This window comes from Streptomyces cavernicola, from assembly GCF_029968035.1.
Taxonomy (GTDB): domain Bacteria; phylum Actinomycetota; class Actinomycetes; order Streptomycetales; family Streptomycetaceae; genus Streptomyces; species Streptomyces cavernicola.
In genome coordinates, this window is record NZ_JASCIQ010000045.1 from 42,715 (window position 1) to 64,847 (window position 22,133).

Annotated in this window: 17 protein-coding genes and 1 pseudogene; 5 read left to right on the top strand and 13 right to left on the bottom strand. The window is 69.1% G+C overall.

Annotated elements, in window-relative coordinates; genetic code table 11:
* Positions 1–160: 160 nt before the first annotated feature.
* The 5 genes from QIS96_RS31940 to QIS96_RS31960 all read right to left on the bottom strand — a co-directional run bounded on the left by QIS96_RS31940 (position 161) and on the right by QIS96_RS31960 (position 4,718).
* Positions 161–994, bottom strand: coding sequence for a phage major capsid protein (locus QIS96_RS31940; protein ID WP_282546326.1), 834 nt, complete (start codon positions 992–994; stop codon positions 161–163).
* Positions 995–1,012: 18 nt separating this feature from the next.
* A complete protein-coding gene (locus QIS96_RS31945; RefSeq protein WP_282546327.1) occupies positions 1,013–1,354 on the bottom strand; it encodes a hypothetical protein in 342 nt (113 codons plus the stop codon).
* A 91-nt stretch (positions 1,355–1,445) separates the two neighbouring features.
* Positions 1,446–1,706, bottom strand: coding sequence for a hypothetical protein (locus QIS96_RS31950; protein ID WP_282546328.1), 261 nt, complete (start codon positions 1,704–1,706; stop codon positions 1,446–1,448).
* A gap of 80 nt (positions 1,707–1,786) precedes the next feature.
* Positions 1,787–2,452, bottom strand: a complete 666-nt coding sequence (locus QIS96_RS31955; protein ID WP_282546329.1) for a hypothetical protein — start codon at positions 2,450–2,452, stop codon at positions 1,787–1,789.
* A gap of 688 nt (positions 2,453–3,140) precedes the next feature.
* A complete protein-coding gene (locus QIS96_RS31960; protein ID WP_282546330.1) occupies positions 3,141–4,718 on the bottom strand; it encodes a recombinase family protein in 1,578 nt (525 codons plus the stop codon).
* A 93-nt stretch (positions 4,719–4,811) separates the two neighbouring features.
* On the opposite strand from QIS96_RS31960, the gene QIS96_RS31965 reads away from it, so the two are divergent.
* The gene (locus QIS96_RS31965; protein WP_282546331.1) at positions 4,812–6,449 is read left to right on the top strand and encodes a DNA repair helicase XPB; all 1,638 of its coding nucleotides are present in this window, start codon (positions 4,812–4,814) and stop codon (positions 6,447–6,449) included.
* Between the two features lie 15 nt (positions 6,450–6,464).
* Here the strand turns inward: QIS96_RS31965 and QIS96_RS31970 are convergent, their stop codons facing one another.
* A complete protein-coding gene (locus QIS96_RS31970) occupies positions 6,465–7,754 on the bottom strand; it encodes a glycosyltransferase 87 family protein (RefSeq protein WP_408907290.1) in 1,290 nt (429 codons plus the stop codon).
* 160 nt (positions 7,755–7,914) lie between these two features.
* The gene (locus tag QIS96_RS31975; RefSeq protein WP_282546332.1) at positions 7,915–8,103 is read right to left on the bottom strand and encodes a hypothetical protein; all 189 of its coding nucleotides are present in this window, start codon (positions 8,101–8,103) and stop codon (positions 7,915–7,917) included.
* Between the two features lie 188 nt (positions 8,104–8,291).
* Between QIS96_RS31975 and QIS96_RS31980 the strand changes: the two genes are divergently transcribed.
* A complete protein-coding gene (locus QIS96_RS31980) occupies positions 8,292–10,367 on the top strand; it encodes a HelD family protein (RefSeq protein ID WP_282546333.1) in 2,076 nt (691 codons plus the stop codon).
* A 15-nt stretch (positions 10,368–10,382) separates the two neighbouring features.
* Here QIS96_RS31980 and QIS96_RS31985 read toward each other — a convergent pair whose 3' ends face one another.
* The 3 genes from QIS96_RS31985 to QIS96_RS31995 all read right to left on the bottom strand — a co-directional run bounded on the left by QIS96_RS31985 (position 10,383) and on the right by QIS96_RS31995 (position 13,105).
* On the bottom strand, positions 10,383–11,027 hold the full coding sequence (locus tag QIS96_RS31985; RefSeq protein ID WP_282546334.1) for a dihydrofolate reductase family protein: 645 nt from the start codon (positions 11,025–11,027) through the stop codon (positions 10,383–10,385).
* Positions 11,028–11,321: 294 nt separating this feature from the next.
* Entirely contained in the window at positions 11,322–12,020 is a 699-nt protein-coding gene (locus QIS96_RS31990; RefSeq protein ID WP_282546335.1) for a copper homeostasis protein CutC, read from the bottom strand.
* A 125-nt stretch (positions 12,021–12,145) separates the two neighbouring features.
* Positions 12,146–13,105, bottom strand: a complete 960-nt coding sequence (locus tag QIS96_RS31995; RefSeq protein WP_282546336.1) for a hypothetical protein — start codon at positions 13,103–13,105, stop codon at positions 12,146–12,148.
* A 162-nt stretch (positions 13,106–13,267) separates the two neighbouring features.
* On the opposite strand from QIS96_RS31995, the gene QIS96_RS32000 reads away from it, so the two are divergent.
* Positions 13,268–15,583, top strand: coding sequence for a heavy metal translocating P-type ATPase (locus tag QIS96_RS32000; protein WP_282546337.1), 2,316 nt, complete (start codon positions 13,268–13,270; stop codon positions 15,581–15,583).
* On the opposite strand, the gene QIS96_RS32005 is transcribed toward QIS96_RS32000, so the two are convergent.
* Positions 15,570–15,992, bottom strand: a complete 423-nt coding sequence (locus tag QIS96_RS32005) for an ATP-binding protein (RefSeq protein WP_282546338.1) — start codon at positions 15,990–15,992, stop codon at positions 15,570–15,572. The two genes, QIS96_RS32000 and QIS96_RS32005, sit on opposite strands and share 14 nt — an antisense overlap.
* A 153-nt stretch (positions 15,993–16,145) precedes the next feature.
* Between QIS96_RS32005 and QIS96_RS32010 the strand changes: the two genes are divergently transcribed.
* Both QIS96_RS32010 and QIS96_RS32015 read left to right on the top strand, forming a co-directional pair.
* Positions 16,146–16,931, top strand: coding sequence for a helix-turn-helix domain-containing protein (locus QIS96_RS32010; protein WP_282546339.1), 786 nt, complete (start codon positions 16,146–16,148; stop codon positions 16,929–16,931).
* Entirely contained in the window at positions 16,928–17,179 is a 252-nt protein-coding gene (locus QIS96_RS32015) for a DUF397 domain-containing protein (RefSeq protein ID WP_282546340.1), read from the top strand. Before QIS96_RS32010 ends, QIS96_RS32015 begins: the two co-directional genes overlap by 4 nt.
* 562 nt (positions 17,180–17,741) lie before the next feature.
* Here the strand turns inward: QIS96_RS32015 and QIS96_RS32020 are convergent.
* Positions 17,742–18,215: a hypothetical protein gene (locus tag QIS96_RS32020; protein WP_282546341.1), complete on the bottom strand. Its 474-nt coding sequence runs from the start codon at positions 18,213–18,215 to the stop codon at positions 17,742–17,744.
* Between the two features lie 180 nt (positions 18,216–18,395).
* Positions 18,396–21,920: pseudogene (locus QIS96_RS32025) on the bottom strand (RHS repeat-associated core domain-containing protein); the annotation flags it as partial.
* Between the last annotated feature and the right edge of the window lie 213 nt (positions 21,921–22,133).

Sequence of the window (22,133 nt, forward strand, 5' to 3'; positions counted from 1 at the left end):
GCGGATGGGGGCGCCAACGTCAGCGCCCCCGCCGCCCTTCACGCCCTTGGAACCCGTACATGATCCGAGCCGCTATACGCTTGCGGTCCGGCGTGACGGGTGAAGGGGGTGTACCCCCAGGTCAGGCCATATTGCGGGATCTCCTGCACCATGAGCGGCCTTACGCGGTGAGCGTCACCTTCGTGATGGCTGCCGGGTGCGGGTGGCCGTAGCCGATGCGCATGGTGCCGCGTACGGCGATCTGGTCGCTGTTGAAGTACGCGTCGGAGCTGAGGTCCACCTTCGCGTCACGGCGCAGGACGATGAAGACGCGGTCCTTGGGCAGGCCCCACACAGTGCCCGGGGTGACGGCCGGGGAGACATAGAGCGGGACGCCTGCGATGACGCGGCGGGTGGGTGCGGTGGGGTCGGAGCCGAGTAGCGGCTTGCTGCTGCCGGTCTGTTCCTTGAGCTGGGCCAGGGCCAGGGCGTCGGCGGGGTGGGCGGTGAAGCTGGTCAGCGTTGCGCCGACGGTTTCGGCCTTGGCGATGGCGTCCAGGAACGGGTCGAGGTTGGTCCACTTCTTGCCCGCCGCGACGGTGGTCACGCCCGGCACGGACTCCAGACCGGGCGGTGCGGGGTGGGGCAGAGTACCGAAGAAGGCGGCGTCGACCTGGCGGGCGATGGAGCGGGCCAGGCCCTGGCCGACGATTTGTTGCGCCTGGGGGTTGGAGTCCTCCGCCAACTCCGAGGAGACGACGGTAAGTCCGGCGACCTTGGCAGGAGTGACGATCTCTTCCCCGAGAGTGGCGTCCTCCACCGGGATCTCGTCGCCCTCATGGACCCAGCCGGCCCCGGCGTCCTCCTTGACGATGGGCAGGTGGGTGCGGGTGGCGTCGGTCGTGATCTGGGTGGCGACCTGGAAGGCGACCGCCTCGTCCTGAACGGGCTGGACTATCAGGCTGGCGTAGTCGTCCGGGGCGAACCCTCCGGCGCCGGGGCTGGTGGTGCGCATGCTCACGTGTATGGAGTCCTAACTCTCGTATCGGCCCGTGGGGTTGGTGATGAACGTGACTCCGCTGCCCCGGCGCTGGCCCTCTCTGGCCCGCTCGAAGGCTCGTGCCCACGTTGCGGTGCGGGGCTTCTCGTAGGGCGACAGACCGCCTCCAGGGCGGCTCCTGGGGAAGGCGGAGGGGCGGCCGTCGTGGTACGCCTGCGCCAGCGCTTTGGCGTCCACTTCCCGCTCCTCGTCGGTGGCTCCGGTGATACGGGCCGCCAGAGCTGGGGGCAGGTTGTACTTGTGCGCCAGGTAGGAGGTGAACTCCTGGCGGGCCTTGTCGTCCTGTTCCTGCTCCAACTCAGCGATTCGGGCCATGAGTTCAACCACCGTGGGCGCGGGCTCCGGCTCCTGCGCAGGTCCGTCACCCTGCGGGGCTGGCGGAGTGTTCCCAGGCCCCTTCGCGGGCTCAGTCGGTGAAGACAAGGGCGTCCTCCAGGCTGCTGATCGGGGACAGTGCGCGGTCCCCCTCGTGCGAGGTGAGCACCCGGTCGCGCACGGCAGCGATCACGCGGGCCTTGAGGTCCCGGGAGGCTTCCTTGCGCTGGGCGGAGTAGTAGCCCTGTGTCGTGGTGTTGCCGGTTGCGGCGGCCGACCACACCAGGTCGGACAGGGCCGCGATGTAGCGGCGGGTGAGGTTGAGGCGGTCGCGGGTCTCGTGCGCGTCCATCGGGCTCCCATCGGGTGCGGGTGGAGCGACCCGCCAGCAGGTCCGGCGGTAACTCCCGCTCCACCCCTGTCGGTACGGCGTTACGCGGCCTGGGCCTGGGAGCGGTTGCGCTGGCGGTAGCGGCGGGCCCGCTCGGCGGCCAGGCGGCGGGTGCGCTCGGTCTTGCAGCCGTCGCACACGGTCGGCCACTTCCGTTTCTGGGAAGCGGGGCGCCGGGCGGTGAACTCCCTCCCGCATTCCAGGCAGTTGGCCGTGTAGTGCTTGATGCCTCCGGCGATGGTCACGGTGCCGGCTGCGGTCTCGTACGCGTACGGATCGGGGTCGCTGCGCACCTGCTCCTCACGCTGGCGCAGCAAGGCCGCCTGCAAGCTCGGGTCCATGCGGGACACGGTCACCTCGGGGTAGGGCTGGGCGAAGTCCAGGCGTCTGCCCGCCCGCCGGATCTCCCCCGCGTTCTTGCCCTCAGCGGGGTTCGGGGCGGTACCTCTGAGCGAGTGGAAGGCACTCCCGTGCAGGTCGTCACCACGCGCCGACACCGCCCGGTGGTCGTCACGTATCTCCGCCGCACTGTCGTCGACGACGCAGGTCCAGGCAACATGCGCCAGGGCGTCGTCTTGCGCCACGGGGTCGTAGCGGGGTTGTCTGCCGTCCGCGATCAGCGGCACGCCGTACTCCTGTTCAGCCCTACGGGCTAGCGCCTCGTACAGCGTGGGCGGCACGATCCCCGCGTCGTCCAAGTAGTCCATGTGGGGTGCCCTCCTGGCATGCGAAAGGCCCGCCAGAGAACGGGCCTTGAGAGTCGGTGGGTGGTTGTCAGCGGGGGCGCGGGCGGATGGACGCCTGGACGCTTCAGGTCTCCATGTGTCCTGGGGTGCCCCCCTCCACGGGGAACTTGAGCGCAGCGGGTTCCCGGCCTGCCTGCTCCACGGCCACGGTGCGTGTTCCGCCGGGCGGGCCTGACGGAATGACGAAACAGACCCCGTTTCTCGTTTCCCTTAAGACTTTCTATTAGGAAACCTGAACTCACCCTCAAACCGTCAGTTCGTCATCTGTGCAGGTCAGGGCACTGTCAGACGGGTTGGGTCGTATGACGCTCCGCCAGGTTGGCCCCAGCGGGGCGCGCCTCCTTCAGGGCGTCCACACATCCGACGCTCTGTCGTGACCGGTTCCTGTGCGCTTGCGCCGGTAGCCCGGTCTCGGAGAGAAGGGCCCGGCCATCGCGACTCCTCCTGGATGCTCACCGAACGTGACCGCCACGAGGTGCGAAGGGGCGACGGGACAGGGTGACGCAGTGACGAACCGGGAGCTGCTCTCGACCGTCCCGTAACCTTGCTTGCCGCCCGACGCGCTGCCCACCTTCAGGGTGGGTACGGAAAAGGCCCGCCCCTCCGAAGAGGAACGGGCCCCAACAGGCGCCGCCGACAGGCGGGTTGGTCAGTCGTCCCCGTCCGTGGCCGCGCTCAGTTCAGCAGCAACCTTCGCCACGTCCTGTCCGTCCGCGTCCGCACGCCGGAGCTTCCCGTCCTCACCGAAGACGACCGTGAGACGAGACGTGTCCATCCTGCGCCCGCCTCGCTTCGCGGGAGCGACCTCCACATACGCACCGGCCTCCAGCAGGATGTCCCGCTTGCCCTCCACGCTCGCGGCCTTCCACAGGTCCGCGAAGCTCTGGCCTGTGCGCACCTCCTCGACGCCCGCAGGCTTGGCCTCGCTCTGCTTCTGCTTCAGCGAGGCCACGCGGTCCTCCAACTTCGTGTACTGCTCCGCGTAGCGCCTCGCGCCGTCCTCGCCCTTGAACAGGCCCCGTTCGTACCTGTCCTTCTCCAGGTCGCCGAGTGCCTCCTCCGCCTGCCGGATCTGCGGGCGGAAGTCCTCCCCCGCACGCTCCACCATGCGTACGACTTCGAGCGCGCCGAACTTCTCCAGGAACAATTCGGTGACGTGGTCCTCGGTGTGTTCGGCGGGCACCGACGGCCCGTAGCACGTGCTGACCTCGCCCAGGCGCTGCCGATGCTTCAGGCGCCCGATGCAGCGGTACCGGAGCCGGCCCTTCGCCGTGAACGTGTACATGCGCGAGCCGCACACCCCGCAGTACAGGACGCCGCGCAGCAGCGCCGTTCCGTGGCGGCGCTGCTCCCCTGCCCCCGCACGCCGTCCCAGCTCGTCCTGCAACGCGTGCCAGGTGTCCATGTCCAGGATCGGCGGACGTGTGACGAGCGGCAGCCCGTCCGTACGCAGGATCGGCTTGCCGTCCTCGATGACCTGGCCGAGCAGGTGGGGATTGGTGAGCAGGCTCTTGAGGGTGGTCGTGTACCACTGCTTCGAGCCGCTGCGCCTGCCGTTGGTCTGGCGGGACGCGTGACCCGGTGAGGGCACGTCGGACTTGCTGAGGTCTGTCGCGATCTTCATCAGCGAGTCCTTGTTGAGGACCCGCTCCACGATCGCGTGGACGGTCTTGGCCTCCCCAGGATTGACCACCAGAATCCGCCCCGGGCCTTCCGGGTTGTCCGCCACCTGGTAGCCGTACGGAACCCGGCCGCCCGTCCAACGGCCTTCCCGCCGCAGGTGCTCGTGGGCGCTGGAGACCCGCATGCCGATGGTGTCCGACTCCAGCTCCGCGAAGACCGCGATGACCTTCGCCATGGCCCGCCCCATGGACGACGTCAGGTCCAGCGGCTCACTCGCGGACGCCAGCGCGACGCCTTCGTTCTGCGTGATCTTCATGATCTCGGCGAAGTCGACCGTGGACCGGGCGAGACGGTCGATCTTGAAGAACACGATCACGTCGAACTCGGCGAGCCGGGAGAGGACCCTCTGGAGCCCGGGGCGGTCCAGGCCGCGCGAGTACCCTGAAATGTCGATGTCCTCCTCGGCGGCAACGACCTTCCAGCCCCGGGCCTTGCACAGAGCCTCACAGGCGGCGCGCTGCCGCTCGGGCGACGTAGACTCTTCTGTTTCGCGTGAAAGGCGGACGTAGATGGCGGCGCGCAGTCCTGGCGCACTTGCGGCCACGCCCTTCGCTCGACGGGCGCGGGGCATAGCCCGAGCCGTGGCAGGTGCAGGTGTGGTGTCTGTCACAAGACGATCCTATCCCCGGAGGTATGTGTGTCCTGCTTGATCGTCCAGTCGGACAAGACTCTCCTCCTTGAGGTCGATCACGAGCTGGCCGACGCCTGCCGTCGCGCCATCGCGCCGTTCGCCGAGCTGGAGCGGGCGCCCGAGCACATCCACACGTACCGGCTGACGCCGCTCGGACTGTGGAACGCGCGGGCGGCCGGGCACGATGCCGAGCAGGTCGTCGACGCGCTCGTGGAGTTCTCGCGGTACCCGGTGCCGCACGCGCTGCTCGTCGACATCGCCGAGACGATGGACCGGTACGGACGGCTCACCCTCAGCAAGCACCCCGCGCACGGCCTGGTCCTGACGACCACCGACCGGCCGGTGCTCGAAGAGGTGCTGAAGTCGAAGCGGATCACCCCGCTCGTCGGCGCCCGGATCGACCCGGACAGTGTGGTCGTTCACCCGTCCGAGCGCGGCCAGATCAAGCAGACGCTGCTGAAGCTGGGCTGGCCGGCCGAGGACCTCGCCGGGTACGTGGACGGCGAGGCGCACTCCATCGACCTCGCCGAGGACGGCTGGTCGCTGCGCCCGTACCAAAAGCAGGCCGTGGAGAACTTCTGGCACGGCGGGTCAGGGGTGGTCGTGCTCCCTTGCGGCGCGGGCAAGACGCTCGTCGGCGCGGGGGCGATGGCCGAGGCGAAGGCGACGACGCTGATCCTCGTCACCAACACCGTGTCCGCCCGGCAGTGGAAGCACGAGCTGGTGAAGCGGACCTCCCTGACCGAGGACGAGATCGGCGAGTACTCCGGTACGAAGAAGGAGATCCGCCCGGTCACCATCGCCACGTACCAGGTGCTGACGACGCGGCGTAAGGGCGTCTATCCGCACCTCGAACTCTTCGACTCGCGGGACTGGGGCCTGGTCGTCTACGACGAGGTGCACCTGCTGCCCGCGCCGGTCTTCAAGTTCACCGCCGACCTGCAGGCGCGCCGTCGGCTCGGCCTGACCGCGACGCTCGTACGCGAGGACGGGCGGGAGTCCGACGTGTTCTCGCTGATCGGCCCGAAGCGGTTCGACGCCCCGTGGAAGGAGATCGAGGCGCAGGGGTACATCGCGCCCGCCGACTGCGTGGAGGTGCGGGTCAACCTCACGGACTCGGAGCGGCTCGCGTACGCCACCGCCGAGGCCGAGGAGAAGTACCGCTTCTGCGCGACCACGGCCACGAAGCGCAGGGTCACCGAGGCGCTCGTACGCAAGCACCAGGGGCAGCAGACCCTCGTCATCGGGCAGTACATCGACCAGCTCGACGAGCTCGGCGAGCATCTGGGCGCGCCCGTCATCAAGGGCGAGACGTCCAACGCGGTGCGGGAGAAGCTCTTCGACCAGTTCCGGGAGGGCGAGATCTCCGTGCTCGTCGTGTCCAAGGTCGCGAACTTCTCCATCGACCTGCCCGAGGCGACGGTCGCGATCCAGGTGTCCGGCACGTTCGGCTCCCGCCAGGAGGAGGCGCAGCGGCTCGGCCGGGTGCTGCGGCCGAAGGCCGACGGGCACGAGGCGCGGTTCTACTCCGTGGTGGCGCGGGACACCATCGACCAGGACTTCGCGGCGCATCGGCAGCGGTTCCTGGCGGAGCAGGGGTATGCGTATCGGATTGCGGACGCGGACGACATCCTGGCGGGCTGAGGCTCAGGTCGGCCGTTAGTTCGCCGTCGGACGTGGCTGGCTCGATCGCCCTTCGGGCTCGTCCTCAAACTCCCCCAGCCTTCGGCCGGGAGGTGCCCCCAGACGGGCTGGGTTTGGGTCGGCTGCAGTTGCACGCTGGGGCGGTACCGAGACCCTGCGGCTTCGGCCCGTTCGCAGCCCCACGTATGCCAGCAGTGCGAGGCCGAAGAGGGGGTACGGGGACGCCAACGGCTGTTGCCACCACGGGTATTGGAGGTCCAGGTCGCCGTCGTGGGGCAGGAGCCACTGGGTGCGGGCGGTGAACAGGAGCGTCACGAACGCGGCGAGGTACAGGCGGCGTTCGGTGAGGAGCAGCGCGGCGAGCGGTACGCACCACACCCAGTGGTGGGACCAGCTGATCGGCGAGATGAGCAGGGCCGTGAACGCCGCCGTGAGCAGGCCCCACTGAGTGTGGCCGTTGCGGTGGGCGCGGCGGGCGAGCCACAGGCCGAGGACGGCGACGGCCACCGCGGGCGCCGCCCACAGCAGGCCCGGCTCCTCGATGCGCAGGGCACGCGCGAGGAACCCTTGCAGTGACTGGTTGTCGACGATCCAGACCTTGCCGACGCGGGCGGTCTCGAACATCCGCCGGGTCCAGAAGTCGACGCTGGCGGCGGGCAGGACAAGCACGCCGAGCAGCACCGTGCCGATGAACGAGGCGGTCGCCGTGACGGCCGTACGGATGCGTCCGATGAGCAGCAGGTAGACGACGAAGAAGCCCGGTGTGAGCTTGACGCCGGCGGCGATGCCGAGCGCGAAGCCCTTGCCGACGGCGCCCTCGGGACGGCTGAGGTCCCACAGGACGAGGCAGGCGAGGGCGAGGTTGATCTGCCCGAACAGGAGGGTCTGGAAGACCGGTTCGAGCCAGATTCCGACCGCGGTCGCGGCCAGCGGCAGCCAGGGCCGGGAGCGCGCCCCGGAGGACCCGGCGAACTTCAGCGACAGGTGTACGAGGAGCGCGAGCAGCGCCACGTTCCCCACGACGAAGGCGATCTTGAGCAGCGGTATGGGCAGCCAGGTCGTGGGGACGAAGAGGATCGCGGCGAACGGCGGGTACGTCGCGGGCAGGTTCCACTCGGTGACTGTGAAGCCGTAGAGGTCGGTGCCGCCGACGACGGCCGCGCCCTCCGCCCGGTACACGAGCGTGTCGGCCATCGGGATGCGCAGGAGCACGCAGAGCGCGGTGAGGGCGGCGAGGGACCCGAGCAGCAGCACGCCGGAGGCGATGACGCGGGGTGAGCGCGGGGTCACAGTCCGGTGAATCACGGGCGTGACCTTACCTGTCGGTTAGGGCGTCTTTACGTCGGGACGATCAACGGCACGGTACGACCGGATGGCAGGGAGGTTCAAGGGCGTTACCGGACATAGGAGTTGGGAGGCCTACGGGTCGACGGTCACGGTCGACGGTCACCTTCGGCGGTCGCGGTCACCGTCGGCGGACGCCCGTCTCCTCTCCGTACTCGCCGAGGACGACCACGCTGAACGCGGCGCCGACGTAGACCTTGGCGGCGCGGAGGGCGTCGCCGATGCGGTGGCTGTGCCGGGTGCCGGTCGCGGCGGTGGCGCCGCGGGTCGGGTCCCGGCCGGGGGCTGGGGTGAAGGTTGCGCTGCTCATACCTCCAGTGTCCGATCCGGGATCGGTATGCGGCGAAAACGGTTCGCACCCGGCCTCGGCCCTGGCCTAAACTCCCTCTTTCCCCCGCCTCCCTCGCGGAGAGCTGCTGCCCGGACGGAAACCGGTCGGCGTTCCTCACGTACGTACGCGACCGTGCGTAAGCACTTTTCCCGCCGGAGGCTGGCCCCGTGACCGCTGCGTCCCCCGCGTCCCACGCGTCCCACGACGATCCGCTCGCGCGCGAGCGCGACCACCTGACCGCCTCCCGTACCGCGCTGCGCGCGATGCGGGCCGACGTCGAGGCCCTCGACATCGGCGACGTGACGGCGAACTGGGTCAACGCGGCGGTCCTGCAGAGCCAGATCGACGACCGGATCAAGGCGCTCGCCGACCTCGCGCACACCCCGCTGTTCTTCGGCCGGCTCGACTTCCTGCACGAGGTGGGGGCCGAGGAGGCGGAGGGCGGCGAGGGGTCGAGCTTCTACATCGGGCGGCGGCACGTGCACGACGCCGACGGGGACCCGATGGTGATCGACTGGCGTGCGCCGGTCTCGCAGCCGTTCTACCGGGCGTCGAAGAAGGACCCGATGGACGTCGGCCTGCGCCGCCGCTTCGGGTACACGGGCGGGGAGCTGACCGCGTACGAGGACGAGCACCTCTCCGACCCGGCCGAGGCTGCGCAGGTCAGCGCGTTGCTGCAGCAGGAGATCGAGCGGCCGCGCGTCGGCCCGATGCGGGACATCGTCGCGACGATCCAGCCCGAGCAGGACGAGATCGTCCGCAGCGGCCTCGGCGGCACGGTGTGTGTGCAGGGCGGTCCCGGCACCGGCAAGACCGCGGTGGGCCTGCACCGGGTCGCGTATCTGCTGTACGCGCACCGCGAGCGGCTCGCCCGCACGGGCACGCTCGTCATCGGACCGAACGCCTCGTTCCTGCACTACATCGAGCAAGTGCTGCCCGCGCTCGGCGAGTTGGAGGTCAAGCAGGCCACCGTCGCCGACCTGGTCGCGCATGTGGAGGTGCGGGGCGGGGACGATCCGGGCGCGGCGCTCGTGAAGGGCGACGCGCGGATGGCGGAGGTGCTGCGGCGAGCGGTGCGCTCGCACGTGAGCATGCCGGCGGAAGCCCTGATGGTGGTGCGAGGTTCACGGCGCTGGCGCGTTCCGGCGTACGAACTGGAGGAAATTGTCAGGGAGTTGCTGGACCGGGACATCCGCTACGGCGCGGCCCGCGACGCGCTGCCGCAGCGGATCGCGCACACCGTGCTCGTACAGATGGAGCAGGCGGGCGAGGCGCCGGACGACCGGGTGCAGAACGCGGTGGCGCGGAACGCGGCGGTGAAGGCGGCCGTGAAGGCGATCTGGCCGCCGGTGGACCCGGCGAAGCTGGTGCTTCGGCTGCTCTCCGACGCCGAGTTCCTCGCCGAGCACGCGGACGGGCTGCTCGACGCGGACGAGCAGAAGGCGTTGCTGTGGGCGAAGCCGGCGCGCTCGGTGAAGTCCGCGAAGTGGTCGGCGGCGGACGCGGTCCTGATCGACGAGGCGCACGACCTGGTGGAGCGCACGCACTCACTGGGGCATGTGGTGCTCGACGAGGCGCAGGACCTGTCGCCCATGCAGTACCGCGCGGTGGGCCGCCGCTGCACGACCGGTTCGGCGACGGTCCTCGGCGACCTGGCGCAGGGCACCACGCCCTGGGCGACGCGGAGTTGGGCCGAGGCGCTCGCGCATCTGGGCAAGGGCGAGGCGGTGGTGGAGGAGCTGACGGCGGGCTTCCGTGTGCCGCGCGAGGTGATCGCGTACGCGTCCCGGCTGCTCCCCGACATCGCACCGGGGCTCGCGCCGGTGGAGTCCGTACGGGAGTCGCCGGGGTCGCTGGCGGTGCGGCGGGTGGCCGAGGGTGAGGAGCTCGCGGGGGCGGTCGTGGCGGCCTGCGTGGAGTCGCTCGCCCACGAGGGGTCGATCGGCCTGATCGCTGCGGACGCGCGCATCCCGGTCCTGGCCGAGGCCCTTGACGCGGCCGGCGTGCCGTATCTCGACCCGGGCACGGAGACCACCCCGGAGGCCCGCCTCACGCTGGTCCCGGCGTCGCTGGCGAAGGGTCTGGAGTACGACTACGTGGTCCTGGACGAGCCGTCCGCGGTGGTCGACGGCGAGCCCGACGAGCGCACGGGCCTGCGCCGGCTGTACGTGGCGCTGACCCGTGCGGTGTCGGGGCTCGTGGTGGTCCACGGGACGGAACTGCCGGGGCAGTTGGCGTCGTAGGCCGACCCCAGGGGGTCACTTCCGCCAGAAGATGTGGTGCGTCATGCCGCTGGGGCTGGGCACGACCTCCAGGTGGTAGCGGTCGGTGAGCTCCTCGGGGGACTCCCAGAGGCGGGTGCCGGAGCCGAGCTTCTCCGGCGAGACCGCCACGTGCAGGGTGTCGACGAGGCCGGCGTCGAGGAACTCCCGGATCGTCGCGGTCCCGCCGCCGAGCCGGACGTCCTTGCCGTCGGCGGCCTCGCGCGCCTTCTCCAGTACGACGGCCGGGTCGTCGTCGACGAAGTGGAACGTGGTGTCGGAGAGCGTGAACGACGGGCGCAGATGGTGGGTCAGCACGAACACCGGGGTGTGGAACGGCGGTTCGTCGCCCCACCAGCCCTGCCAGTCGTGGTTCTCCCACGGGCCGCGCTGCGGACCGAACTTGTTGCGGCCCATGATCTCGGCGCCGATGTTGTGGTTGAAGTCCCGCGTGAAGTAGTCGTCGAGGCCTCGGGTGCCGCCCGGTTCGGTCCGGTTGGGCCAGCTCGCGGTGGCCCCGGCCCAGGCCATCAGCCTGCTCGGATCGGCGTGCCCGAACGGCCGCTCCAGACTCTGGCCCTCGCCGGCGCCGAAGCCGTCGCTGGAGACGGTGAAGTTCTGGACTTTGAGGAGCTGTGCCACGGGTACGCCTCCGGAGGTTGGCGGGTTGGTGGTTGCGGTAGTGACACTAGTGACTGTCAGCCGCTCCCGAACTAATCGCTCCCCACCCCGCCCCTTCCGGAAAGCTTGCAGCAGCCCCGGGGGCTCCGCCCCCGGACCCCCGCTCCTCAAACGCCGGAGGGGCTAATTTTGGGGCTGCGATGGGGCCCGTCAGGGGCGCGGGGAACTGCGCGACCAGCCACGACGGCGCAGCAGTCGAACGGCAGCCGACGGCAGTCTTTCGGGAAGGGGCGGGGTGGGGAAGGAAAAAGCCGGCTAGCCGTCCAGCACCGCCCGCCACAACGCCACCGCCTCCGCCGAAACCCCCGCCCCCCACCCCTCGGGCCGAGCCGCACCCCCGATATGGAAAGCGTCGATGCCGACCGCCCGCAGTTGGGGGACATGGTCGAGGGCGAGCCCTCCGCCGACCAGCAGTTGCTGCCGATACCCGTACTCCCCCGCCCGCCCCGCCTCCGCGAGCAGCACCGGCAGCCCCTCGCCCACCCCACCGGCCGCCCCCGCGGTCAGATACGTGTCGAGCCCCTCCAGATCCGCAAGCTGCTTGCGCAGAGCGTCCCGGTCCGCGGCCCGGTCGATCGCCCGGTGGAACGTCCACCGAGCCCCGTCGAGCGCCGCCACCACCCGCTCGATCGCCGCGACGTCCGCCGCCCCCTCCTCGTCGAGGAACCCGAGCACGAACTCGTCCGCCCCTTCCGCCCGCAGCGCCCGCGCGTCCCGCACCAGCGCGTCGACGGCGGCGGCGTCCCCGGCCGCGAAGCCGTCGGACGCGCGCAGCATGACGCGCAGCGAGATGTCGACGGCGGCGCGGATCTCGGCGAAGGTCGCGAGGCTCGGCGTGAGGCCGTCCGCCGCCATGTCGGTGACCAGCTCAAGGCGGTCCGCACCTCCGGCCTGGGCGGCGACCGCGTCCCGGGCGTCGAGGGCGATCACCTCCAGGGCTGCACGCTTGCTCATGGGGCCTCGTTTCCTCGGGTGCCGATGCCGTACGACCAGCTGCCGTACGACCGGAGCCGTACGACTAGAGGTCTAGTCCAATCTCAGGGTACGCGCTGCCCGCCCGCCCCGCGTGGACATCCGCCTCAGTGCCCGTGCCCGCCGTCCGACTCGCGCTCCTCACCCGAACCCGAACCCGATCCTGATCCCGAATCCGAACCAGCGCCCGCGCCCACCCGCACGGTGAAGTCCGCCGTACGCACCTTGCCGTCGTGCTTGAAGTCCAGGAACAGCCGGTACGAGCCGGAGCTCGGCACCTCGGCCGTGAACGGGACGACCGGGCCGGGCCCGCCCTCGCCCGGGTGGACGTGCAGATACGCGAGGTCCCCGGAGCGCAGCGCGACGAGGTGGCCGTACGCCCCCAGGTAGGGCTCCAGGTCGGTGACCGGCTCGCCGTCCTTCGTGACGCGCAGCTTCAGCTCGCTCGCCCGGCCCGCGGCGAGGTCGCCGTCGAGAGTGACCTCGTACCCGCCCGGCAGCTCGGCGCGCGCGGCCGGCTCAGGGAACGGTGCGGGCTTGTACGTCCCGGCGACCGCGAGGTCCGCGCCGAGCGTGAGGCCCTCGCCGCCCTTCGGCTTGAAGTCGGCGAAGACCCGGTAGCCGCCGGCCTTCGGCAGGTCGACGGGGGTGGACCAGGTGCCGTCGGCGGCGCGCTTCGGATGCAGGTGGCGGTAGGTGTCGAGCTCGCGCGAGGCGACGATGAGGTGCAGTTCCTTGCCGTGCTCACGGTCGTACGCGGTGACCTTGCGGCCGCTGCCGTCCTCGACGGTGAAGCTCAGCTCGCTCTTCTCGCCCGCGTCCAGGCGCGGGGTCTTCAGGTCGAGGCTGTACCCGTCCTCCGAGACCTGGAGGCCGCCGGGCGGCTGCTCGGCGGAGGCGCTGGGCTCGGACTCGGACTCGGACTCCTCGTGCCCGCCGTGCCCCTGCTTCTCCTTCGCCGTCTCCTCCTGCACCACGGGGTCGGCGATGCCGCCCACCGCGTACGCGGTGCCGAACGTGGCTCCGATCGCCGCTGCGAAGGCCGTGATCCTGGCTGCGGTGTTCATGACTCGCTCCCTGCGTCCGTGGCTCCAAGATAAGCCGAGCGTACCCCTGGGGGGTATCAAGTCAAGCGGGAGAAGGGGCTTGCGCTCACAACCCCCCAGGGGTATACATGGACTCGTCCATAGATACCCCGTGGGGGTATTACGAGGGAGGGTTCAGGAGCCATGACCACCACACCCGGCACCACCACCGCCGCCGAAGCGGAGGCCGCAGCGGAGGTCTCGACAGAGGTCGAACTCGCCATCGGCGGGATGACCTGCGCCTCCTGCGCCGCGCGGATCGAGAAGAAGCTGAACCGCATGCCGGGCGTCGCGGCGACCGTCAACTACGCCACCGAGAAGGCCAAGGTCAGCTACGCCGCGGACGTCGCGGTCAGCGATCTGATCGCCACCGTCGAGGCCACCGGGTACACGGCGCACGAGCCCGCCCCCGAGCCCGTGCGCGGGGAAACACCGTCCGACGACAGCGCGCAGGGCGACGAACTCCGGCCGCTGCGGCAGCGGTTGACGGCGGCCGTGCTCCTCGCCGTCCCGGTGATCGCGATGGCGATGGTCCCGGCCCTGCAGTTCGAGTACTGGCAGTGGCTGTCCCTGACGCTGGCCGCGCCCGTCGTGACGTACGCGGCCTGGCCCTTCCACAAGGCCGCCTGGACCAACGCCAAGCACGGCGCGGCCACCATGGACACGCTGATCTCGGTCGGCACGTCGGCCGCGTTCCTCTGGTCGCTGTGGGCGCTGTTCTTCGGTACGGCCGGGACGCCCGGCATGACGCACCCCTTCGAGTTGACCATCGCCCGCAGCGACGGCGCGGGGAACATCTATCTGGAGGCCGCGGCCGGCGTCACCGCGTTCATCCTCGCGGGCCGCTACTTCGAGGCGCGCTCGAAGCGGAAGGCCGGCGCAGCCCTCAAGGCACTGCTCGAACTCGGCGCGAAGGAGGTCACGGTCCTGCGCGACGGCCGTGAAGTCCTCGTCCCTGTCGGCGAGTTGAAGGTCGGCGACCACTTCCTGGTCCGGCCCGGCGAGAAGATCGCCACCGACGGCACGGTCGTCGAGGGCTCCTCGGCGGTGGACGCGTCCATGCTGACCGGCGAGTCCGTGCCCGTGGAGGTCGGCGTCGGGGACGGCGCGACCGGGGCGACCCTGAACGCCGGCGGCCGCCTCGTCGTCGCCGCGACCCGTGTCGGCGCGGACACCCAACTCGCCCGTATGGCCAAGCTGGTGGAGGACGCGCAGAACGGGAAGGCCGCGGCGCAGCGGCTCGCCGACAGGATCTCGGCGGTCTTCGTGCCGGTCGTCATCGCCCTCGCCGTGGCCACGCTCGGCTTCTGGCTCGGCAACGGCTCGGGCCTCACCGCCGCGTTCACGGCAGCGGTGGCCGTACTGATCATCGCCTGCCCCTGCGCCCTGGGCCTGGCCACGCCGACCGCGCTCATGGTCGGTACGGGCCGCGGCGCCCAGCTCGGCATCCTCATCAAGGGCCCGGAGGTCCTGGAGTCCACCCGCCGCGTCGACACGATCGTCCTGGACAAGACCGGCACGGTGACCACGGGCCGTATGACGCTGCTCGCCACGCACACCGCTTCCGCTTCCGATTCCGATTCCGATTCCGATGTCACCGAGGCCGAAGTCCTGCGCCTCGCGGGCGCGTTGGAGCACGCCTCCGAGCACCCCATCGCCCAGGCGGTGGCGGCCGGCGCCGCTGCGCAGGTGGGCACGCTCCCGACCCCGGAGGACTTCGCGAACGTCGCGGGCCTCGGCGTCCAGGGCATCGTCGAGGGCCACGCGGTCCTGGTCGGCCGCGAGGCTCTCCTGGCGGAGTGGGCGATCGAGCTGCCCGCCGAGCTGGCCCGGGTCAAGGCCGACGCGGAGGCGGCGGGCCGTACGGCCATCGCGGTCGCCTGGGACGGTGAGGCGCGGGCGGTCCTGGAGGTCGCCGACGCGATCAAGGAGACCAGCCCGGAGGCGATCCGCCGCCTGCGCGCCCTCGGCCTCACCCCGATGCTGCTCACCGGCGACAACCGGGCCGTCGCGGAGTCGGTCGCGGCGGAGGTCGGCATCGCACCCGAGCACGTGATCGCGGAGGTCCTCCCGCAGGACAAGGTCGACGTGGTCAAGCGGCTGCAGGCCGAGGGCAGGTCCGTCGCGATGGTCGGCGACGGCGTCAACGACGCGGCCGCCCTCGCCCAGGCCGACCTGGGCCTCGCGATGGGCACGGGCACGGACGCGGCGATCGAGGCGGGCGATCTCACGCTCGTACGGGGCGACTTGAGGGCGGCGGCGGACGCGATCCAGCTCTCCCGCAAGACCCTCGGCACGATCAAGTCGAACCTCTTCTGGGCCTTCGCCTACAACGTCGCCGCACTGCCGCTCGCCGCGGCGGGCCTCCTCAACCCGATGATCGCGGGCGCGGCGATGGCCTTCTCGTCGGTCTTCGTGGTCGGCAACAGCCTGCGCCTGCGGAGCTTCAAGGCGGGGTGAGGCGGGGCCGGGCCGGCCGCTGAAACTCGCACCACACGACCTTGCCGGGGACCCGCGCCCCCACCCCCCACTTGTCGGCGAGGGCGGACACGAGCAGCAGCCCGTGCCCGCCCTCGTCGCGCGCCTCGCAGGGAATGTGCGGCTCCCCGTCCCCGCTGTCGTGCAGCTCGACGCGCAGCACGTGCCCGTCGTACGCGAGCCGCACCAGGAACCCGCGCCCCGGCGGGACCCCGTGCAGCAGGGCGTTGGTGGCTAGCTCGCTCACGCACAGCAGTACGTCGTCGGCTCTGGGGGCCAGCCCCCAGTCCCCGAGGGCCTCCCTCGCGAACGCCCTGGCGACGGGCACGGAGCGACGCTGCCTGTTAAGGAACTTCTCACGAAATACGGGGAGTTGGAGTCTCTCGTTCACGGCACGAGGGTCGCGGAGCGTGATTACGCTGAGACAGTGCGTCGACCCCTACAGATTTCTTGTCGGGGTCGAGTCGAGGTCGAAGTCGAGGGGGGAGCGGGCACATTGACCACCATGAGCCCCAGGAGCCGTGTGCACAGGAACCCTTCGGCGATGAAGATGGTGGGCAGACTCCTCGCTCTGTTCCGCCAGGTCGCAGGGCTGACCCAAGCGGACCTGGCCGAACGCCTGGTCATCGCGGAGGCCACGATCGCGGCGATCGAGCAGGGGCGGCGTCCGCTCCTGCCGGATCTGGCGAGGACGTTGGATCAACTCCTCGACACGAAAGGGGCGTTGGCGGTCGCGGTGGAGAACATGCCGGAGATCGACCAGTTCCCGCTGTTCGCGGAGGAGTACATCGAGCAGGAGCGGAACGCGATCGCGCTTTCTTGGTACGACGCCCTCGTCATCCCGGGCCTGCTCCAGACCTCCGACTACGCCCGTACATTGCTCCAACAGCGCGTGCCCGCGTACGACGAGGACGAGATCACGACGAAGGTGGCGGGACGCATCGATCGCCAAGTCATCTTCCAACGGAAGGATCCACCCACGGCGAGCTTCGTCGTGTGGGAGCCTGCGCTGCGCATGGCATTCACTGAACCGCTTGTACGTGCCGAGCAGTTGAGGCACCTGCGCACCATGGCCGACCTACCTGGCGTGACCTTGCAGATCCTGCCGTTGGACGCGGAGGAAAATGCGGGCGATGCAGGCTCCTTCACGCTCTTGGAGACCCCGGACCACCAGCACCTCGCGTACACCGAGTCCCAGCGCGGAAGCCAGTGGGTTTCCGACCCTGACGAGGTGTCCATCCTGGCTCGCAAATATGCAATGCTGCGGTCACAGGCCCTGTCCCCCAAGGCAACCAAGGGCCTGCTGGACCACTTGCTGGGAGAGACATGAGCAGCACCGCACTTCACTGGTTCAAGTCGAGCTACAGCAGCAGCGAAGGCGGCCAGTGCCTCGAAGTCGCCTACGACTGGCGGAAGTCCAGCTACAGCGCCAGCCACGGCGCTGAATGCGTCGAGATCGCCACCCACCCCACCGCCATCCACATCCGCGACTCCAAGAACCCCGACGGCCCAGTCCTCACCGTGAGCCCGGAGACCTGGACCGCGTTCGCGCACAAGGCCGGCCGCTCCGGGCTGTGATCGGGAGTGCCCCCTAAGGGGCGCGGGGAACTGCGCGATCAGCCACCAACGACCCGCACCCGCCGATGATGCGCACCAGGCAGACGCATCTGCCGTACCAGCGCCATCGGCGGGCGCAGGCCGTCACGGGTTGATCGTCGGAGCCTCACCCAACCACGTCCGACTCGCCGACGAAACGGGCCGCCGTGCCGTCCGGTGCTCCCAGGTGGAGCACCTCGCCGGGAAACTCCTCCCACACCGGGACCGTCCCCCGCGCCCGCGTGGATCCACTCACCGAGCGCGATGCCGTCGAGCCGGCCGTCCGACGCGGCGAGGACCGGGCCCGCCTGCGCCATACCACGCTCCATCCACGCACGTTGGCCTCCGGCGAGAACACGCCCTCCTCGAAGCGGCCCTCCAGCAGACCGGGGAGTTACGGGGCGTGCGGCGTTGTCTGCGTCAGCGCATCTCTACGAAGGCACACCGAGCCTCGGGGAAAGCCAAGAAAGCTATGCAGCACCTTCCCCTCCTCCGGAAGGATGACCAAATGGATCCGAGCATATAGGCCTGGGGTCACCCATCCTCAATGGGTGTCCCAACCGTTAACTTCAGCCAGACGTTCAACTGCCGAGATGATCGCATCGCGACCCGGAGCACAGGCCGCGCGGAGTTCTCTGATCCCCACAGAGCTTAGACTTACCGCGCTTGATCTCGCACTCTCCAGAAGGTCCCACTGAGATTCATGCTCCAGGCGCTGAAGTGGCCCCACAGGGGGTTGCGGTTCGCCCGGTCGCACGAACTCAGCCTCACTCCCAGACAACCTGAAATCGAAACTGGAAAGAATGGTTTCAAGAGTCTGGCCAGACATCTCAGCACGCATCGGATCCGGATTAAGGTACACGGCAATCACATTGGCGGCCAAGAGTTCCACCTGTGCGACATAGAACTCAGGAGAGTCTGAATTCCCTTCTTCCATGCCACTCTCCACATCAAGGCTTGACTCGAATTCATCGAGGGCGAGCAGGGATTCTTCTTCCGACGTCGTACCGTCGAGCAAACCCCACCCACACTCGAGAAGTCGTGCGAATTGGGACTGGCGTTCACTCGACGCCAACCGCAGGGGAATTCCGCTAGCTCGCTCTGCGCAGCCGGCACAGAAGGCTGCGAGATACTCACGCGAACCTCGCTGCAGTGCAGCATAAGCTTCTACGTTCCGTGCCATGGATCGCTCGCTCTCTTAATCTCTTGTGGCCCAGAAGAGAGTGTACGGGGAGTTCTGAGGCATGTGCCCCCGGATCCCGGCACCACCAACCTCCAACCCGCGCACGTCAAGCAAGGGTAGACATGTGTCATTGCAGAAGTTCCTGGAGGCGGCGCCAAATACCGCGTGCTCGTTGGGACCCAAGGACTCAAGGATCCCTTGCTCAGCATGGCCGGGAGCCTGGACAAACTCCTCTCCCTCCCGCAGCGACCAACTCGACGGCATAGCCCCTGAACCATTTATTCCGATGCGGTTCACGTAGGCACCAGTTTCCGAGTTGAAGACTCCAATCACAGCCGTCGTCCCCTGGCGGTCCGCCATGAAGTAGTCATTCCTTATAGATTGGAGTTCTTCCGCCCGGTCAAGAGCAAGGCGCGCATCTTGGGGGGTTCCTGGACTGCAGGGGGTTAGCCCAAGTTGATCCGTCCATGTGTGCGGGTTGTGAACGTATGCACCTGGATTGGGAGCAGGGCCGAGGCCTAGAGGGTCACGACTGAGGTATCGGCAGCTAGCTGGGTCATAGTGACGGAAGTAGTTGTAGTGCAGCCCAGTCTCAGGATCGAAGTACTGGCCAGGAAAGCGCAGCGGCGTGTACGCAGTTGCGTTGCGACGCCAGGCCGTTGCGCCCCATAGCGTTGAGCGAGCCTGCCAGGCGACATCTCCCTGTTCGTCGAGGAGTTCAGTGGGTGTTCCCACTAGGTCGGTGACGATTGAGTAGAAGCGGGAGTCGATTTCCGTCTGGTCGGCGGCGGGGCTGGTCGCTGCTTTGCATTCACTCTGAGCCAGCGGGTGCAGTCCATCGTGGTCCCAAGTCAGTGTCACCGAATCGGGCGTACCTGGCATGTAGCTGGTCTGTTCGCACAGCGCAGTGCCGTCCCACGTGAAATCGACCTGCTCAACTACCGCACCAGAACCATCCCTTGCCAAGCGTTGCTTCGATATTCGGCGACTCATGGCGTCGTAGGCGTACTTCCACTGCATCCCGTCTGGCGTGATCACCGACGTCAGCCGGTCCTCCGCGTCCCACGTGTAGCGCCATGTGTCCGGCTTCCGGGAGAGGCGGGTCTTCTGGCGGAGGGTCGTGCGGCCGCCCGCGTCGTGTTCGTAGCGGACTGAGCCCGCCGTGCGGATGCGTGTGCCCTCGTACGTACGTGAGCCCACCGCCTCCTGGCCCGCCATTGACTCCGGCCACAATGCTTCAGTCTGGTTCCCGGCCTCGTCGTAGGCGTACCTCTCCGTCCATCCGGCCGCGTGCACCGCCGTGACCCGGCCAGCCGCATCCAGGTCGAAGCGGCGGGAGCCGCTCAGCCGGTCATCGATGCCTATGAGGTTGCCGTCCGCACGGTACGTATACGCACGCTGCTGGACCAGACGGTCACCTGGACCCGCAAGGGCCTGCTTCGTCAGGCGGCCGACGGCGTCGAACGAGTTCGTCAAGGAGAGCGAGTCACCTATGAGTCTGCTGAGCTCCCGGCCTGCCGCGTCGCGCTCGAAGGTCATGGTCCGGCCTGACGTCACCAGCTCAGTGCGGTTGCCCGCAGTGTCGTGACGCCACGAACTCTCAGCTCCCGAAGGGGTCTTGCGGCCCACCCGTCGACCGAGCACATCGTGCGTGAACGTCATCGTCCGGCCATTGACCGTCTCCGAGACCAGCCGCCCAGCGTCGTCCCGCGTCAGTTCCAAGACAGCGTCCGGGTTCACCGCCCGCGCCAGACCTCCCGTTGCGTCGTACTCGAACGTCGTGATCGCGCCCGCCGCGTCCTTGCGGACCGTACGGCCAAGGACGTCACGCTCGAAGCGGATGACGTCGCCCATCGGCGTTGTTCGGGAGACCAGTTGGCCCGCTGCATCATGTGCGTATGTCAGGACGCGGTCGTCGAAGTCCGTCTCCGAGATCAGTCGTCCGGCACCGTCGTACTCGTAACTCCACGTCAAACCCTGAGGGTTGATGACCCGGATGAGGCGGAGCTCGGCATCGTACTCGAACTCGTAGCGGACGCCGTCAGGGCCTGTGCGGGCGGACAGCTGGTCGAAGTGGGTGTACTCGAATCGCGAGACCGCGCCCATCGCGTCCGTGTGGGTGAGGCAGTTACCCTCGCCGTCGTACGTCCATGACTCCGACGAGCCGTCCGCGGCCGTGCGGCGGGCGAGCTTGCCCTCGACCGTCCACTCCAGGCGCGTCACCGTACCCAGCGGGTCCGTGATCGCCACCGGGCGGCCGAACGCGTCCCGCTCGTAGCGGGTCACCGCACCTAGGGGGCCGACGACCTCAAGAGGCAGGCCTGCCATGTCGCAACGCACCCGGGTCGTTGCGCCCAGGGCGTCGATGACGGCGGCGAGGTTGCCCCGGTCGTCATAGCGGAAACGAGTGGTGGCACCGCTGGGGTCGGTGACCGATGTGCGATTGCCGAAGGCGTCGTACCCCTGGAGCGTGGTCGTGCCATCGGGGCGCTCGGTGGAGGTAGGCAGGCCGAGCTCGTTGTAGGCGAAGCTCATCCGGGAGCCGTCGGCCAGCTCCCGTGCGAGAAGGTTGCCGTCGTCGTCCCAGGTTTGGGTGGTGGTGCGGCCCAGGGCGTCGGTGTGGGTCAGTAGCCGGTCCCGGGAGTCGAAGGTCCGCTGGGTTGTGTGGCCCAGCGGATTGGTTTCGACAACGATTTGTCGGCGGTCGTTGAGCTGGTAGATCGTGGTGTGTCCGAGGGCGTCAGTCCAGCGGGTCGTGCGGTTTGCGGTGTCGTACGCGAACGTTCCGGATAGGTAGCCCTCAGGGCCGATGGTCTGGACGACGCGCCCTTGGTCGTCGTGGACGTAGCGGTATGTGGAGTTGTTGCGGTCGGTCCAGGCGGTTATTCGGCTGTGGGCGTCGTAGTCGAATCGAAGCGGCTGGTCCGAGGAGTTGGTGACCTCGGTGAGATCGCCGGAAGCGGGGGAGTAGCCGTAAGCCATGACGCGTACGGCGTCGTCGGGGCCGGTGCGCAGCGACAGTTGGGTGATGCGGCCCCGGTCGCGGTCGGCGGTGAGCTGGACGTCGTATCCGCCGTTGTGGGTGATGGACAGGGGCAGGCCGGTGTCGTCGCGGTGGATGTCGATCTGGTTGCCGTGTCGGTCCTCGATCGTCGTGAGCCAGAGCTGCCAGCCCTCGCCGCGGGGGCGGGAGAAGTACTTCGTCCAGCCGGTGCGCGGGTCGGTGACGGCGAACTCCATGTCGTGGGCGCCGAAGTCACTGGTCCGACGCAGCGGGATGGGCGGGCCTTCCACCGGCAGGGTCTCGGGCTGCTGGAGGCTGGGCAGCTGGTCGTAGACCAGCAGGGTGCCGTCCTCGCGGGCCCAGACGGCCTTGTTGCGGATGTCGACCTCGATGCGCTCGTCCAGGGTGGAGGCCCAGGAGCGGCCGAACCAGGTGCCGTAGGTGTAGTCCGACAGGTGGGTGCGCTTCAGGACCAGGGGCAGGATTCCGGGGAGGGTGAGGTCGGTCTGCTCCAGCAGCATCTGGCCGCTGGCGACGTCGATCGGGTCTTCTTTGCAGGTCCGGTTCGGCGGTTCGACGCTGTGGTGACGGGGGTCGTTGAGCGCCTTGTTGAGGAGGTCCGGTTTACTGCCGGCCGCGCCGTTGCTCCCCGGCCTCTTCGATGGCGGTTTCGGGTCGTTGCCGTCGCGGTCGCCCATGATCTTGCGGAGGGCGTCCTCGTTGGCTTTCTCGTTCTCCTTGTGCCGCTT